The following is a 15719-nucleotide window of genomic DNA, read 5'->3' as shown; positions in this document are numbered from 1 at the left end:
ATCCTGAGCCAGGATCAAACTCTCCGAAGAAATGTTTGACTTGCTCATTTAAAAAATAAAAATTAACGTTGACGTTTACTATTTCGTTCAGTTTTCAAAGAACTCTTGTCTCAAGGCGACTTTCTTATCTTACCACCTCAAGAATAACTTGTCAACAACTTTTTTCTTTAAGTTATTTTCGAGTTATTTTTCGTTACTGTCTTAGCGACGTATATAAATATAACATCTGATAACTTGCTGGTCAACAACTTTTTCAAAAAAAATAAAAGTTTTCTCAAAAAGATTCCAGAAAACTTTTATTTTGGATATTCTTCCAAATTATAATATGAAATTATTAATAACAAGTAGGGCAGCTATTCCTGGAATACCTAAAATAGCTGAAACAATGGCTGTGGGGAAATTAATAGGAATATGAATACCGAACTGTACGCCAAAGATGTTAATAAAGAAAAGCAGCAAAACGCCAATAATAAGCTTAATCGATAAATTTCCAATGACTCGAAGCATTTTTTCAACACCACCTGTTACTAAGAGTAGAATGATTAGCCCTATTAAAAAAGACACAACTACAATAGGATGATTTAGCATGTTGCCTCCTTCTTAAAGCAGATAAGTTACCTTATATATATGTCCAAGCATTCAAAAAAAGCACTATTTCACGGAGGGAAATCCTTATTTTATAAAGACAACAAAACAGGATGCCTCTATGACATCCTGTTAATTGAAATATTTCGATGCTTGGCTTCTTTTAATAGAAAAAGATACTTCATTTTGGCTAATCGAATATCTACCATTACCTCTTCTGAAGGATCTACACTTCTTTCTACCATTGAAGTTTTGTGACTCCATTCCTGCTTTACTTGCATAAAAGTCTTCACAAATTCATCATCGTACTCTTTGCGTAGCCAACCTTTTCGTTTAAAAAACATATGCAAGTACCTCGTTATACTTCTCTTCTACCTTCTAGGGCTTTAGATAATGTTACTTCGTCCGCGTACTCAAGGTCTCCTCCGACGGGTAACCCATGAGCAATTCTAGTAATTTTAATTCCTGTCGGCTTCAAGAGCCTAGAGATATACATAGCCGTAGCTTCGCCCTCTATATTCGGGTTAGTAGCTAAAATCACTTCTTGAATCTCATCATCTTGAAGTCTTTTTAATAACTCTGGTACTTTGATATCTTCAGGCCCTATTCCTTCCATAGGTGAAATTGCGCCATGCAGGACATGATACAAGCCGTTATATTCTTTCATTTTCTCCATTGCAATGACATCTTTAGGGTCTTGCACGACACACACCACACTGCGCTCTCTACGCTGATCTTGACAAATGTAGCAAGGATCTTGATCTGTGATATGCCCACAAACTGAACAATAGGTTAAATTTCGCTTCGCATTAACTAATGCTTTTGCAAAATCTAATACCGTATCTTCTTTCATAGATAAAACAAAGAACGCTAAGCGAACAGCTGTTTTTGGACCAATGCCGGGTAACTTCATAAAACTATCTATAAGCTTTGATATTGGTTCTGGATAATGCACGTGGCAACCACCTTATTAAAGTCCTGGAATATTTAAACCTTTTGTAAATTGACCCATTGTGTTATTTGTTAAATCGTCCATTTGTTTTAATGCGTCATTTGTTGCTGCTAGTACTAAATCTTGTAGCATTTCAATATCTTCAGGATCTACTACATCCTCTTTAATATTTACATCAATTACTTGTTTCTGACCGTTAACCACAACTGTTACCATTCCACCGCCAGCTGTACCTTCAACAGTTTTTTCAGCTAACTCTTCCTGCGCTTTTTGCATATCTTTTTGCATTTTTTGCATTTGTTTCATCATTTTTTGCATATTGCCCATGCCTTTCATCATTTGAACATTCCTCCTAAATTTACTCTTGAATTTCGATTAAGTCTTCTCCAAATAGCTTTTTCGCTTCTGCAACCACGGGGTCTTCCTCCTGTGGTTGACCTGATGACCCATCACTTTGCTGTCCTTGAAGAAACTCTTCTCTTACTTTATCCCATTCACTTTCTGGAATTGCAACCATTTCACGCTTGCTGCCAATTAAAGTATATAAGATATTCTCTAAATTATCACGTACATTGTTGTTATTTTCAGAAGCCATTTTGCAATGAATTTCATATTTGAATTTAAGTATAAATGATTGATCTGAAGACGCAACCGGTTCACTGTTAGATAACAACGCTGCATGTGAAGCTTTATTTTGTTGTTTCAATGTGTCTAATACCTGCGCCCAAGATCGCTTAATGGTTTCTAAATTCTGCCGAGTGGCATTTTTTAAAACTTCATTTACCTTTCCAACAGGCGTTTTGTACTGACTTCTTGACTGTCTTGTCTGTTTTTTCTCTGTTTGCGCTGCCTGAGCTGTATGATCAACTTGAATGCCTTTTTCTTTTAGCTGCTGCAGTTCTGCTTCCATTTGATTCATTTTTTGCAAAATGTCTTGATATGGAAGAGCACCCTCTTGATTTGTAGAACTTTGAGCTAATTTTACTAAAGCTACTTCAAGTAGCACTCTAGGATGATTGCTCCATTTCATCTCTTGCTGAGTTTGGTTCAATTCAGCAATGACTTTATAAATAAAGGCACTATCCATTTTTGAACTAAGTTCTTTAAACTCTTCGTTAACCGCTGCTTTTTCAAGTAAATATGCATTTTCTTCTGAAGCTTGATAAAGCAGAACATCACGATAATAGAAGATGAGGTCCTCTACAAACCTCGCTGGATCTTTTCCGTTTTTGATCAAACTTTCAACAGAATCTAGCGCTTCTACAATGTTTTCGTTAAAGATAGCTTGGACGATCTTCACAATAAAAGACTGTGATACTGCTCCTGTTATGGATAGAACATCCTCTAAGCTCACCTTCTCCGTACTATACGAGATGGCTTGGTCTAAAAGACTAAGTGCATCACGCATGCCGCCTTCTGAAGCTTTCGCAATTTCGTAAAGAGCACCCTCGCTTACTTCTAGCTCTTCAGAACCTAATACTTCCTTCATTCGATATACGATATCTTCTGGCGAAATGCGTTTGAAATCAAAGCGCTGACATCTGGAGATAATCGTTAATGGAATTTTATGGGGCTCTGTTGTAGCTAAAATAAAGATGACATGTGCAGGAGGTTCTTCTAACGTTTTTAACAAAGCGTTAAAAGCTCCAATTGAAAGCATATGAACTTCATCAATAATGTACACTTTGTATCGAACAGCACTAGGTGCATATTTTACTTTATCACGGATATCTCGAATTTCATCGACTCCATTATTAGAGGCTGCATCAATTTCAATTACATCAGAAATGGAACCATCCGTAATTCCCCGACAAGTTGCACATTCATTACAAGGTTCAGCAATGGGTGCTTTTTCACAGTTAACGGCTTTCGCTAAAATTTTAGCAGCTGTTGTCTTCCCTGTCCCTCGAGGCCCAGAAAATAAATACGCATGCGAAAATTTTTCTTGGACAAGGGCATTTTGAAGTGTTTTGATAATATGTTGTTGACCGACTACGTCGTTAAAGCTTTGAGGACGGTATACACGGTACAGAGCCTGATATGCCACTACATCCTCTCCTTTTAATATAATTCATTAGTTCTCATTATAGCGTATTATGAGGTTTTTTTTCAAAATAGTAAGAGATAAAATAAAAAGCCTACTCTCACAGAGTAGACTAAACTTATGTATATAACTGCCGTGCACCTTCCGTCGATTAGCCACCCCAGGCGTTACTTAAGCAGTTAGCTCGGTTCAGGCGACCCCATGGCACATGAGAGGTTCTGCTTACTGCTGCTTCCTTCCGGACCTGACAGGGTTCACAGATTCCCATTGCATAGGACCCAAACGTCAACACCACTTACTTAAGGCAGGCCCTAAGATGAGCTAACCTCAAGAAGGAATTCGGCCTCGCTAGAGCGGATTGCGAGTACAGGGCACCGCTACCTCCCCGCTTAGCACGGCAAAGTTGAAACCAATAGTTTGGGCATCAAGTTGATGCATTTACAAGTATACGTCTTTTCATTCAAAAATGCAACCGCTATAGAAAACTTACTTTTTTAGCGCTATTTTCCAGCCTTTTTTCGTTGACGTAACTCACGAAAAAAAGTCGTTAAGAGGCTCCCGCATTCTTCTTCTAGCATACCTCCTACTACTTCTGCTTGATGATTAAACTTTTCAAACTCTAATAAATTTAACAATGTTCCAGCGCAGCCACCTTTAGGATCATAAGCGCCAAACACAACTCTTTTCACTCTTGATAATACAATAGCACCTGCACACATCGGACATGGTTCTAAGGTGACATATAACGTAGCGTCTTCCAACCTCCATGTTCCTAGTTTCTTACATGCTTCATCAATGGCTAAAAGTTCCGCATGAGCAACTGATCGCTGTTCTGTTTCTCGTAAGTTATAAGCTGCAGCAATCACCTCATCATTTTGAACAATAACTGCTCCAATAGGAACCTCTAATTTATCTTTAGCTTTTAATGCTTCATCAATTGCCAACCTCATATACTTTTCATCATTTAACACTTTTTATCCAACCTTACATATTATATTTTTTCTGAGTCAAACTATTTACTATGTACATCAGGAAAAGGAGAGACCTTGTGTGAAGAATGCTAAAACTGCTTTAATTATTATTGATATGCTAAACGATTTTCAATTCAAAAACGGCAAAGTACTTGCTGAAAAATCTTTAACAATCGCTCAAAATATTGCCGAATTAAAACAATATGCCTCGTCTCAACATATCCCTATTATTTATGTCAATGACCACTATAAGCTGTGGCAAGCAAACTTAGAAACCATTTTAACACACTGCACAAATGAGGTAAGTTCACCCATTCTACATCACATTTCACCACAAAACGCTGATTACTTTTTAATTAAACCAAAGCATTCTATTTTCTATGGAACAGCTTTAAATATTTTGCTATCACAGCTCGATGTGCATACACTTATTTTAACAGGAATTGCGGGAAATATATGCGTGCTTTTTTCAGCCAACGATGCTTATATGCGTGAGTATAATTTAATTGTGCCTGAAGATTGTATTGCTTCAAACGCAGATGAAGACAATACCTTTGCTTTAAGAATGATGCATAACGTATTAAATGCTCGTATTTGCAAACATACTGAGTTGATGAATTAAGTAAAAAGCCTTCTCATATGATGGAAGTAAGTCATATGAAATGGAGGCTTTTTATTATGCAAATTTACACTGTTAAAGCAGGTGACAGTATATATAGTATTGCAAAACAGTTCCGGATTGACGCAGGAAAGATTATAAGAGCAAATGAATTACCTAATCCAAATCAACTCGTCATCGGGCAATCTATGGTTATTCCCATCAACGGTACTTACTACACAGTAAAAGCTGGGGACACTATATGGAAAATAGGACGAAAATTAGGCGTTAGCTATCAGGCTATTGCCAATGCGAACAATGTTTCAGTTACAGCACCCTTAACACCTGGCCGCCGCATCTTAATTCCCCCTTCCCCAAACAAAAGAAACGGTGAGTTTTTAGGGTATGTTGAAACAAGCAATCGAAAAATCACCCCTCAAACAGAGAAAATGATTAATCAAAATGCAAAATACCTTACTTATCTCGGACCAGCGAACTTCGAAGTGCAAAAAGACGGTTCTCTAAAGGCACCTCCACTTAACAATTTAGGTTCTATTGCTAAAGAAAATGACGTCATCTTCTTAATGGTATTGGCTAATATTGAAAACGGTGCATTCAGTGATGAAGTCGGCCGAGCAATTTTAACTAATAAAGACGTTCAAGATACGCTCTTAAATAATATTGTAAAAACAGCGAAAGAACAAAATTTCAGAGACATTCACTTTGACTTCGAATTTTTGCGTCCGGCAGATAAAGAAGCCTATATTGCATTCTTACAGAAAGCAAAAAAGCGTCTTCAAGATGAGCAACTTCTCATGTCTGTGGCTTTAGCTCCGAAGACAAGTCGAGATCAAAAAGGCAAATGGTATGAAGCACATGATTATAAAGCCATTGGAGAGATTGCTAACTTCGTTGTTCCAATGACATATGAATGGGGATATAGCGGTGGGCCTCCTATGGCCGTCTCTCCTATTGGTCCCGTACGTGATGTTTTAGAATATGCAGTATCTGAAATACCTAGTTCAAAAATTATCATGGGCCAAAACCTATACGGTTACGATTGGACACTGCCTTACAAACCAGGAGGAGAATATGCCAAAGCCATTAGTCCTCAACGAGCTATTGAGTTGGCAGCTCGTTATAAAGTAGCTATTCAATACGACAATAAAGCACAAGCTCCTTTCTTCCGGTATAAAGATGAACAGCAGCGCACTCACGAAGTATGGTTTGAAGACGCTAGGTCTATTCAGGCCAAGTTTGATTTAATCAAAGAATTAAAACTTAGAGGAATGGCCTACTGGAAACTAGGCTTAGATTTCCCGCAAAACTGGCTCTTGATTGAAGACAACTTCAAAATTACAAAAAGAGTGACACAGCCATAAATAGGGAAAGCTTACTGTTAACAGTAGGCTTTTTGTTATTCTTCTTACTGAAAGAAATTTCTTTTCCCCTTATTCTCCTTCTCTATGTTAAAATATTTTTTGTCTGTTTTTTTTGAACGAGTGGTCATGAAGGAGGCAAATGAATGCAAGGCACACCTTTTATTTCAGTAGAAGGACCCATCGGTGTCGGAAAAACCTCTCTAGCTAAAGAGATTGCACAAGCATTTCAGTTCGAAATTTTAAAAGAAATCGTAGATGAAAATCCATTTCTCGGGAAATTTTATGAGAATATCGACGAGTGGAGTTTTCAAACCGAAATGTTTTTTCTATGTAATCGATATAAGCAGTTAGAGGATATTCAAAAAGGGTTCTTATCTTATAAAAAACCTGTTGTAGCAGATTATCATATTATGAAAAACATGATTTTCGCTGAGCAAACGTTAAAAGATGAACAGTATAAAAAATATGTACAAATCTTCCACATCTTAACGGCTGATATGCCGGCTCCGAACATTATTATTTATTTAAATGCCAGTTTAGATACCTTGCTAAAGCGTATTAAAATGCGTGGAAGAGAAATTGAACGAAACATCGATCCTCACTACCTTGCGAGACTAAGTGATGATTATGAAAAAGCTATGACGGCATTTGAACAAAAGAACCCTGACGTAACCATTTTACGTTATAACGGTGATGAAATAGATTTTGTACAAAATAAACAACACTTAAATAGAATCTTATCAGAGGTTCAAGAGAGTATGTTGAAAAGGAGTATATAATGGTAAACTTACGATCGAAATACAACATTCCTAATGATGCTGTGTTGACGATAGCGGGTACAGTTGGAGTTGGGAAATCTACGATGACTCAATCATTGGCTGATGCTCTCCAATTTCGCACATCGTTTGAAAAAGTAGATTCCAACCCTTACCTGGACAAATTTTATGGGGATTTTGAACGCTGGAGCTTTCACCTACAGGTATATTTTTTAGCGGAACGCTTTAAAGAACAAAAGAAGATTTTCGAGTATGGCGGCGGCTTTATCCAAGACAGATCCATTTACGAAGATACCGGTATCTTTGCTAAGATGCATTTTGAAAAGGGAACAATGTCTAAAGTAGACTATGAGACATATACAAGCTTGTTCGATGCAATGGTTATGACTCCATACTTCCCTCATCCAGATCTGCTCATTTATTTGGAAGGCAGCTTCGAAGATATTGTAGATCGCATTCAAGAAAGAGGGCGACCAATGGAACAACAAACGCCTCTTGATTATTGGAAAGAGATGCACGCCCGATATGAAGAATGGATTAATAACTTTACGGCTTGTCCTATTCTCCGTTTAGATATTAGAGAATACGACCTTCTCAAGGATCCTGATTCAATTGAATCAATTGTTGAAAAAGTGGCTCGCTTTTTACAACATAATGAAAAGTTAAAACGTCGTCAGCTATAAAAAAATGCCGCTTTAATAAATAAAGCGGCATTTTCAACAAATAAAAAACCGTTACTTATAAGTAACGGTTTTCCAATCTCCAATTTATCGCGCTATGTTAATTGCATTATAAGTCAAATATGGCGGAGGAAGAGGGATTCGAACCCCCGCGGGCTTTAACACCCCTGTCGGTTTTCAAGACCGATCCCTTCAGCCGGACTTGGGTATTCCTCCGTATCGACAAGTATTAATTTATCATATAAAAATAATGAAGTCAACTCTTTTATTAATTTTTTAAAAAAAGATGTTCATTAAAAATTAATTTAATGAACATCTTCTACTTTTATTTAGAAATAACTTCTTTATTTCCCATATATGGACGCAGCACTTCTGGAATTTGAATTGATCCATCTTCCTGCTGGTAGTTTTCTAAAATTGCAGCTACCGTACGGCCAATTGCTAAGCCAGAACCATTTAGTGTATGAACATGTTCTGGTTTTGCTTTTGTATCACGGCGGAAGCGAATATTAGCACGGCGAGCTTGGAAGCTTTCAAAGTTTGAACAAGAAGAAATTTCACGATACGTTTCATAACTTGGAATCCAAACTTCAATATCATACTTTTTGGCTGCTGTGAAACCTAAGTCAGCTGTACACATGCTTAGAACTCGGTAAGGTAAACCTAATAGTTGAAGAACCTTTTCAGCATGGCCCGTTAATTTTTCTAATTCATCATAAGAATCTTCTGGCTTAACAAAGCGAACAAGTTCTACTTTATTAAACTGATGCTGACGAATAAGCCCACGTGTATCTCTTCCTGCAGAGCCTGCTTCTGAGCGGAAGCAAGCACTATACGCTGTATAAGCAATTGGAAGCTGATCTCCGCTTAAAATTTCATCACGATGTAAATTTGTAACTGGTACTTCAGCTGTAGGAATTAAGAAATAATCTTCTTCTTTAATTTTAAATGCATCTTCTTCAAATTTAGGAAGCTGCCCTGTTCCTGTCATACTTGTACGATTCACCATATATGGAGGAAGGATTTCTTCATAACCATGCTCATCCATATGTAAATCCATCATAAAGTTAATAAGAGCACGTTCTAATCTTGCACCTAACCCTTTATAAAATACAAAGCGGCTTCCCGTTACTTTCGAAGCTCTTTCAAAATCTAAAATATTTAAATCTGTTCCTAAATCCCAATGCGGTTTTGGTTCAAAATCAAATTGTTTAATTTCTCCCCATTTGCGAACTTCTACGTTATCATCTTCAGTTTCACCTACAGGCGTACTTTCATGTGGAACGTTAGGAATTGAAAGCAGCAATAGCTCTAACTCTTCTTCAACGCTGCGAAGCTCTTCATCCAATTGCTTTACGCGGTCTCCTACTTCACGCATTTCGACGATTAAATGATCAGCATCTTGTTTTTCACGTTTCAATTGTGCAATTTGCTGTGATACTTCATTTCGCTTGCTTTTTAACTCTTCTGTTTGAGCAATTAGCTCACGGCGTTTTGCATCTAACTCTTCAAAGCGACCTAAGTCCGTTAAGTCCTCACCACGAAACTTGAGCTTTTCTTTTACTTCATTAAAATTAGCACGTAAAAATTTTAAATCTAACATACTGAGTACCTCCTTTAGTATAAAAGGGCAAAATAAAAACTCTCATCCCTATGAAAGGGACGAGAGTTTACCCGCGTTGCCACCCTAATTGAAAGCTAAAATAAGCCTTCCTCTTAAACCAGATAACGGATGAACCGAAACTGCCTACTACTTTTTCGACAGCTTGCTCCAGGACGGATTCATAAGAATTGATTATCGATTCACACCAGCCATCGACTCTCTTGAAATCAAAAATCTTATTACTATTTCCTATCAACGCTTTATACCAATATCATTTTTATTAATCATAATGTACTACAAGTCTTTACAAGATGCAATTCATTTATACAGGTTTTTTCGAAGCTTCTTCAACCATTGCTACAAAATACTGAGCCATGCGAGCATCATCTGTTAATTCTGGATGAAACGAACATCCCAAGAATTGACCTTGTCTTGCTGCAACAATTCGGTCGTTATGCATTGCCAAGACTTCAACGTTTTCTCCTACTTCTACAATATGCGGAGCACGGATAAATACGCCTATAAAATCTTCACCAATATCTTTAATATTTAGAGCAGCTTCAAAGCTATCTCGTTGACGCCCAAATGAATTTCGAGCTACCGTAATATCCATAACACCTAAATGGGGCTCTTCACGGTCAACAACTTGTCCTGCAAGTAAAATTAAACCTGCACACGTACCAAACACCGGTTTACCTACTTGTGCAAACTGGCGAAGAGGTTCCATAAAGTCATACTTGTCAATCAGACGACGCATCGCTGTGCTTTCGCCGCCCGGTAGGATTAAACCATCTATTTCGTCTAGCTGTTCAACTTTTTTAATGATAATGGCTTCAGCGCCTGCTGCTTCTAATGCTTGTGCATGCTCGCGAAAGGCACCTTGTAATCCTAACACGCCTACTTTTACCATTTTGTCAAAACTCCCTTTAAATTACCATCCACGCTCTTGCATGCGGTTTTCTGGTAATAATGATGAAATTTCAATTCCTTTCATTGCACTTCCTAATCCTTTTGACAAGTTTGCAATGAGTTCATAATCTTGATAATGCGTTGTTGCCTCAACGATTGCTCGAGCAAATTTTTCAGGGTTGTCGGATTTAAAAATTCCTGAACCAACGAACACACCGTCTGCTCCAAGCTGCATCATTAACGCTGCGTCTGCTGGTGTTGCTACACCGCCCGCTGCAAAGTTTACAACCGGTAGGCGACCTTCACGTTTAATTTGTAGTAATAGCTCATAAGGCGCGCCTAATAGTTTTGCCTCTGTCATTAACTCATCTTCGTCCATGCCCACAACTTTACGTACTTGAGCGTTTACTTGGCGCATATGACGCACTGCTTCCACGATGTTTCCTGTCCCTGGTTCGCCTTTTGTACGAAGCATTGCAGCTCCTTCAGCAATACGGCGGGATGCTTCACCAAGATCACGACAACCGCACACAAATGGAACCGTAAATGTATTTTTATTTAAATGAAACTCCTCATCAGCTGGAGTCAACACTTCACTTTCATCGATGTAGTCTACACCCATCGCTTCTAGCACGCGTGCTTCAACAATATGGCCAATACGAGCTTTTGCCATAACTGGAATGGACACAGCATTCATCACTTCTTCAACAATTGTTGGGTCTGCCATACGAGACACGCCGCCTGCTGCACGGATATCAGCTGGAACACGCTCTAATGCCATAACGGCAACAGCGCCTGCTGCTTCTGCAATTTTTGCTTGCTCTGCGTTGATCACGTCCATGATAACGCCACCTTTTTGCATTTCCGCCATTCCTCGTTTTACACGATCAGTACCTGTAATGTTATTCATGTTTGTCTTCCTCCTGTATCAAGTGTTTCACAATAATTTTTAGTGTATATACAAAATTCAAAACTTAGTGTCTATTTTACCGTATTTTTCGGAAAATTCCTATCTAATTTATAGATTATATACAAACAAATCTAAAAATAAAAAAAAGAGATACTCCCTTGTAGTATCTCTTCTTTCTCTTGAGTTATCATTAAAACCAGTTATTCACTGTATTTGCAGCATTCATCCAAATATCGCTGAAGAAGTTACCAATACTGCGGATAGCGAGAGAGAACCATCCAGCTTTTTCAACAGATTCGTTTGTCACGACCGGCGTCATGCTATCTGTAGTTTGGCCTCCTACATAGCCTAGATCTTTAAGATTGCTGTTTGTTGCACTTACATAAGCAACTGTTTCTCCTTTTTTAATAGGAGCAACAACTTTTTGATCGTTCATAACTTTATCGTTTAACTTAAAGTTGATTTTAGTATGATCTTTTTGACCTTTTTCGGTAATAATTTTTACCGAATTCTTTGGAGAAACGGAAGCTTCTTTTGATTTTCCTTTAGCAACATCAATTGTTTCATGCCCTTTAATCTCGCCGTTAGCAGGCACTACTTCTTTTAACTGAAAATGACTAAAAGCATAATCCAATATCTTTTTCGTTTGAGAAAAACGAGCAGCTTCTGTAGACTTGCCGTTTTCCTTGGCATTCATTACAACTGTTATGTATCTTACCCCGTTACGCTCTGCAGTTCCAGTGAAACATTGACCTGCAAAATCTGTATGACCAGTTTTTAAGCCGTCTACGCCGCTGTATGCAGCTGAAAAACCAGGGAGCATCTTATTCCAATTGTTCATTTTTGTTTCGCCTTGTTGCCCTTGTCTAAACATCTTGGAAGGAGTTTTGGCTACTTCCAAAGATTCTGGATAATCACGAATCAAGTGATAAGCAAGAGTAGCAACTGCCCGAGCAGATAGGAGGTTCTCATCTTCTTCCTTTGTTCCTTTTGGATACATCCCTTTTAACAAGGAATTAGAAAGACCTGTAGAATTGACAAATTTTGATTCACCCATATTTAATTTTTTTGCTGTTTCATTCATTAACTTAATGAAACCTTCTTCAGAACCACTGACAGCTTCAGCTAAAGCAATGGCTGCTCCATTAGCTGAATAAATAGCCATGGCATCATATAATTCTTTTACCGTATATTTTTGGTTTTCGATTAATGGTACATTTGATAATCCATAATCCTGAGAAATTTTAGCTGCATATTTACTAACTGGCACACGTTGATCCCAAGATAATTTCTTATCTTTTATGGATTCTAATACTAGGTATTCCGTCATCATTTTTGTCATGCTTGCAATACCTAATAAAGCATCCGTATTTTTCCCGTATAGCACTTTCCCCGTACTTGCCTCTACTAAAATGGCTGCGTCTGCTTCAACGCCAATATCATCTGTTTTAGAAGCAGCTGATGCTTGTGTAGAGACAAAAAATACGCTGGCCATTAACATAACAGCAATGACACAAATTAATTGTTTCTGTACTGCGTTTCTCACTCTATACCCTCCAAACGTAAACTCACATAAATGTAATTTTATCATACTAAAATTTAAAAAAATAGATAAAGAAGTACTGTTACATTCATGATTAATGACATAAAAAACACGTTTCCCTATTAAGGAAACGTGTTTTTTACACATTCATGATTATCTCATAGAATAGTTAGGAGATTCTTTTGTAATTTGTACATCATGTGGGTGACTTTCTCTTAAGCCTGCTCCAGTCATACGGATGAATTGTGCCTGTTCACGTAACGCTTCTAAGTTAGCTGAACCACAGTAACCCATTCCTGCGCGTAAACCACCAATCATTTGATATAAAGTATCTGCTACAGGTCCTTTGTAAGGCAAACGGCCTTCGATACCTTCTGGAACTAATTTTTTATTATCTTCTTGGAAGTATCGATCTTTACTTCCTTTTTCCATAGCTCCCACAGAGCCCATTCCACGATACACTTTAAAGCGTCTTCCTTGGTAGATTTCTGTTTCGCCAGGGCTTTCTGTCGTTCCTGCTAGAAGGCTTCCTAGCATTACTGTATGTCCACCAGCTGCAAGTGCTTTTACGATATCTCCAGAGTACTTAATACCGCCATCTGCAATAATAGCTACCCCGTGCTTACGAGCTTCAGTTGCACAGTCATATACTGCCGTAATTTGTGGAACGCCTACACCAGCGACAACACGAGTTGTACAAATTGAACCAGGTCCAATTCCTACTTTTACTACGTTTGCTCCAGCTTCAATTAATGCTTTTGTACCTTCAGCCGTTGCTACGTTACCAGCAATAATATTTAATTCTGGATATGCCTCGCGAATGCTGCGCACTGTATCTAAAACGCCTTGTGAATGTCCATGCGCTGTATCAATAACGATAACATCAACGCCAGCTTGTACTAATTTTTCGATACGAACATTTGAATCAGCTGTTACGCCAACAGCTGCTCCAACTAATAATCGACCTTGTTGATCTTTAGCTGCATTTGGAAACTCAATTACTTTTTCAATGTCTTTAATTGTGATAAGGCCTTTTAATACGCCATTGTCATCTACAAGAGGTAACTTTTCAATTTTGTATTGCTGTAGAATTTTCTCTGCTTCTTCTAAAGTCGTTCCTACTGGAGCAGTAACTAATTCTTCTTTTGTCATTACGTCAGCAATTTGCATTGAATAATCTTGGATGAAACGCAAGTCACGGTTTGTAAGGATTCCAACTAGTTTTTGTTCTTCTTCGTTGTTGACAATCGGCACACCTGAGATACGATATTTGCCCATTAAGTGTTCAGCAGCAAATACTTGGTTTTCAGGAGTTAAAAAGAAAGGATCCGTGATAACACCACTTTCAGAACGTTTTACTTTATCAACTTGTTCTGCTTGCTGTTCAATCGACATGTTTTTGTGAATGATACCCAAACCACCTTGTCTAGCCATCGCAATAGCCATTTCAGCTTCTGTAACTGTATCCATTCCTGCACTGATGAACGGCACCTTTAATTTTAATGTTTTTGTTAGTTCAACACTCATATCAACGTCTTTAGGTAGTACCTCAGATTTTGCTGGCACCAGTAAAACGTCATCAAATGTTAAGCCTTCTTTAGAAAATTTGCTTTCCCACATTATAGAATCCTCCTTTAAACGACAGAATATTATTAGTAGATTAACAAGCAGATATGTACCTGTCAATAACTTCACTAGATATCAGATAATTCTAATAAAAAGAAAAGGTGATTTAGTTGCATAAATTTAATGATGTTTGGACGTCCTACAATTTATTTTTCTCCGTTCCTTTTGTACAAGACTTTTTAAAAAAGCGCTATCAAAAATTGAATTATAGCGATGCAGAGCAACATAGTTTTAAAAACAGTTACCCATTTATTTATTATTTGGAACACAGTAAAAATTATTATCAAGTTGCGGCACAATCTCCTGTATCAGTTCAACCCGTTTTATTATTTTATGGAATGTCACAGCTGTTAAAAGCTTGTTTGTTAACACAAAACCCCGTATATCCCGAAAATACGGCGGTGTTAGCACATGGAGTATCAACACGAAAAAGAAAAAAACAAAGTTATGATTTTTTAGATGATGAAGTTAAGATTCAAAAAAGCGGTTTATTTTCACAAGTAGGAGAAGAATTGTTTCATGTGAAACAGCTAGAAGGTAGTAAATATACAATGAATTATCTGTTGTCTTGTGTACCTGAATTAGATACATTATTTTTAAATTTGGGCACGAGGCCATCTTCCCATTTAACAACTATTGGATCGCTTCCAACTACCTCTTTGCCTATTCCTGAACAAGTTACACGGTGTTATCATATGAATCACGAAAGACTCTATTCTTTTTTAAAAGAGCGTTCCCATCTATCATTGTCTTTGTCAGAAGATCAGGTATGTATTCTTGACCCTTCAAGCTGTTTATATAATTGTTCACCTTTTATGTACAATTTCCAAGCTAACACGCTGCATGCACCGTTGGAAAAAGATAGCTGCTTATATTTCCCTGAGATGTTGGCACATTACTTATTACTTTATAATTTAAGTATGATTTCACGTTATGAAACAGAGTGGTGGTATGAATTATTGCATACATACTCTTCGAAAGATTATCCATTTATCTTGAGGTTCCTTGAGGTTACAGCTCAAAAGATTCCTTACTTAATTTCTTGTTACTTAAATGAACACACAAAAAAAGACTAGCTAAAATAGCTAGTCTTTTTTCAAGTGCCTGGCAACGTCCTACTCTCACAGGGACAAAGTCCCA

The 15719-nt window shown here is 37.6% G+C and carries 16 protein-coding genes, 1 tRNA gene, 1 other RNA gene and 1 other annotated feature; of the genes, 5 read left to right on the top strand and 13 right to left on the bottom strand.

Features of this window, described 5'->3' with window-relative positions; genetic code table 11:
- Window positions 1–318 precede the first annotated feature (318 nt).
- From ACMX9J_RS27375 to tadA, 7 genes are all read right to left on the bottom strand, one after another.
- A complete protein-coding gene (locus ACMX9J_RS27375; protein ID WP_013081328.1) occupies window positions 319–588 on the bottom strand; it encodes a pro-sigmaK processing inhibitor BofA family protein in 270 nt (89 codons plus the stop codon).
- A 116-nt stretch (window positions 589–704) separates the two neighbouring features.
- On the bottom strand, window positions 705–929 hold the full coding sequence (locus ACMX9J_RS27370) for a YaaL family protein (RefSeq protein ID WP_013054840.1): 225 nt from the start codon (window positions 927–929) through the stop codon (window positions 705–707).
- Between the two features lie 14 nt (window positions 930–943).
- Window positions 944–1540 (bottom strand): recombination mediator RecR, encoded by a 597-nt coding sequence (gene recR, locus ACMX9J_RS27365; protein WP_014461944.1) that lies wholly within the window; start codon window positions 1538–1540, stop codon window positions 944–946.
- 15 nt (window positions 1541–1555) lie between these two features.
- On the bottom strand, window positions 1556–1876 hold the full coding sequence (locus tag ACMX9J_RS27360; protein WP_013081327.1) for a YbaB/EbfC family nucleoid-associated protein: 321 nt from the start codon (window positions 1874–1876) through the stop codon (window positions 1556–1558).
- 19 nt (window positions 1877–1895) lie between these two features.
- Window positions 1896–3584, bottom strand: coding sequence for a DNA polymerase III subunit gamma/tau (gene dnaX, locus ACMX9J_RS27355; protein ID WP_099330561.1), 1689 nt, complete (start codon window positions 3582–3584; stop codon window positions 1896–1898).
- A 130-nt stretch (window positions 3585–3714) separates the two neighbouring features.
- An RNA gene (ffs, locus tag ACMX9J_RS27350) (signal recognition particle sRNA large type) lies at window positions 3715–3979 on the bottom strand.
- Between the two features lie 102 nt (window positions 3980–4081).
- Complete coding sequence (gene tadA / locus ACMX9J_RS27345) at window positions 4082–4552, bottom strand: tRNA adenosine(34) deaminase TadA (RefSeq protein ID WP_028412705.1); 471 nt, start codon at window positions 4550–4552, stop codon at window positions 4082–4084.
- 79 nt (window positions 4553–4631) lie between these two features.
- Between tadA and ACMX9J_RS27340 the strand changes: the two genes are divergently transcribed.
- The 4 genes from ACMX9J_RS27340 (at window position 4632) to ACMX9J_RS27325 (ending at window position 7991) form a co-directional block, all read left to right on the top strand.
- Window positions 4632–5174: an isochorismatase family cysteine hydrolase gene (locus ACMX9J_RS27340; protein WP_028412706.1), complete on the top strand. Its 543-nt coding sequence runs from the start codon at window positions 4632–4634 to the stop codon at window positions 5172–5174.
- A gap of 56 nt (window positions 5175–5230) precedes the next feature.
- Complete coding sequence (locus tag ACMX9J_RS27335) at window positions 5231–6532, top strand: glycoside hydrolase family 18 protein (RefSeq protein WP_013081323.1); 1302 nt, start codon at window positions 5231–5233, stop codon at window positions 6530–6532.
- A gap of 143 nt (window positions 6533–6675) precedes the next feature.
- Window positions 6676–7311 carry a deoxynucleoside kinase gene (locus tag ACMX9J_RS27330; protein ID WP_028412707.1) on the top strand — a complete coding sequence of 212 codons (636 nt, stop codon included), beginning with the start codon at window positions 6676–6678 and terminating at the stop codon, window positions 7309–7311.
- Complete coding sequence (locus tag ACMX9J_RS27325) at window positions 7311–7991, top strand: deoxynucleoside kinase (protein WP_028412708.1); 681 nt, start codon at window positions 7311–7313, stop codon at window positions 7989–7991. Before ACMX9J_RS27330 ends, ACMX9J_RS27325 begins: the two co-directional genes overlap by 1 nt.
- Window positions 7992–8111: 120 nt before the next feature.
- Here ACMX9J_RS27325 and ACMX9J_RS27320 read toward each other — a convergent pair.
- The 6 genes from ACMX9J_RS27320 to guaB form a co-directional block, all read right to left on the bottom strand.
- Window positions 8112–8204, bottom strand: a tRNA-Ser gene (locus tag ACMX9J_RS27320).
- 109 nt (window positions 8205–8313) lie between these two features.
- Entirely contained in the window at window positions 8314–9591 is a 1278-nt protein-coding gene (serS, locus tag ACMX9J_RS27315; protein ID WP_028412709.1) for a serine--tRNA ligase, read from the bottom strand.
- A gap of 52 nt (window positions 9592–9643) precedes the next feature.
- Window positions 9644–9856 (bottom strand) — a binding site (T-box leader).
- A gap of 57 nt (window positions 9857–9913) precedes the next feature.
- The gene (gene pdxT, locus ACMX9J_RS27310; protein ID WP_416226446.1) at window positions 9914–10501 is read right to left on the bottom strand and encodes a pyridoxal 5'-phosphate synthase glutaminase subunit PdxT; all 588 of its coding nucleotides are present in this window, start codon (window positions 10499–10501) and stop codon (window positions 9914–9916) included.
- A 21-nt stretch (window positions 10502–10522) separates the two neighbouring features.
- Complete coding sequence (pdxS, locus tag ACMX9J_RS27305) at window positions 10523–11410, bottom strand: pyridoxal 5'-phosphate synthase lyase subunit PdxS (RefSeq protein ID WP_013054829.1); 888 nt, start codon at window positions 11408–11410, stop codon at window positions 10523–10525.
- A gap of 190 nt (window positions 11411–11600) precedes the next feature.
- On the bottom strand, window positions 11601–12956 hold the full coding sequence (locus tag ACMX9J_RS27300) for a serine hydrolase (RefSeq protein WP_416226445.1): 1356 nt from the start codon (window positions 12954–12956) through the stop codon (window positions 11601–11603).
- Window positions 12957–13106: 150 nt separating this feature from the next.
- The gene (gene guaB / locus ACMX9J_RS27295; protein ID WP_013054827.1) at window positions 13107–14573 is read right to left on the bottom strand and encodes an IMP dehydrogenase; all 1467 of its coding nucleotides are present in this window, start codon (window positions 14571–14573) and stop codon (window positions 13107–13109) included.
- Between the two features lie 116 nt (window positions 14574–14689).
- Here guaB and ACMX9J_RS27290 point away from each other — a divergent pair, with 116 nt between their 5' ends.
- On the top strand, window positions 14690–15655 hold the full coding sequence (locus tag ACMX9J_RS27290) for a YaaC family protein (protein ID WP_416226444.1): 966 nt from the start codon (window positions 14690–14692) through the stop codon (window positions 15653–15655).
- The last annotated feature ends 64 nt before the right edge of the window (window positions 15656–15719 follow it).

Origin of the sequence: Priestia sp. RMT2NF4, assembly GCF_047872835.1 — a bacterium.
Classification (GTDB): domain Bacteria; phylum Bacillota; class Bacilli; order Bacillales; family Bacillaceae_H; genus Priestia; species Priestia zanthoxyli.
The sequence above is the reverse complement of the archived record's forward strand: the minus strand, read 5'-3'. Positions and strand labels throughout refer to the sequence as shown.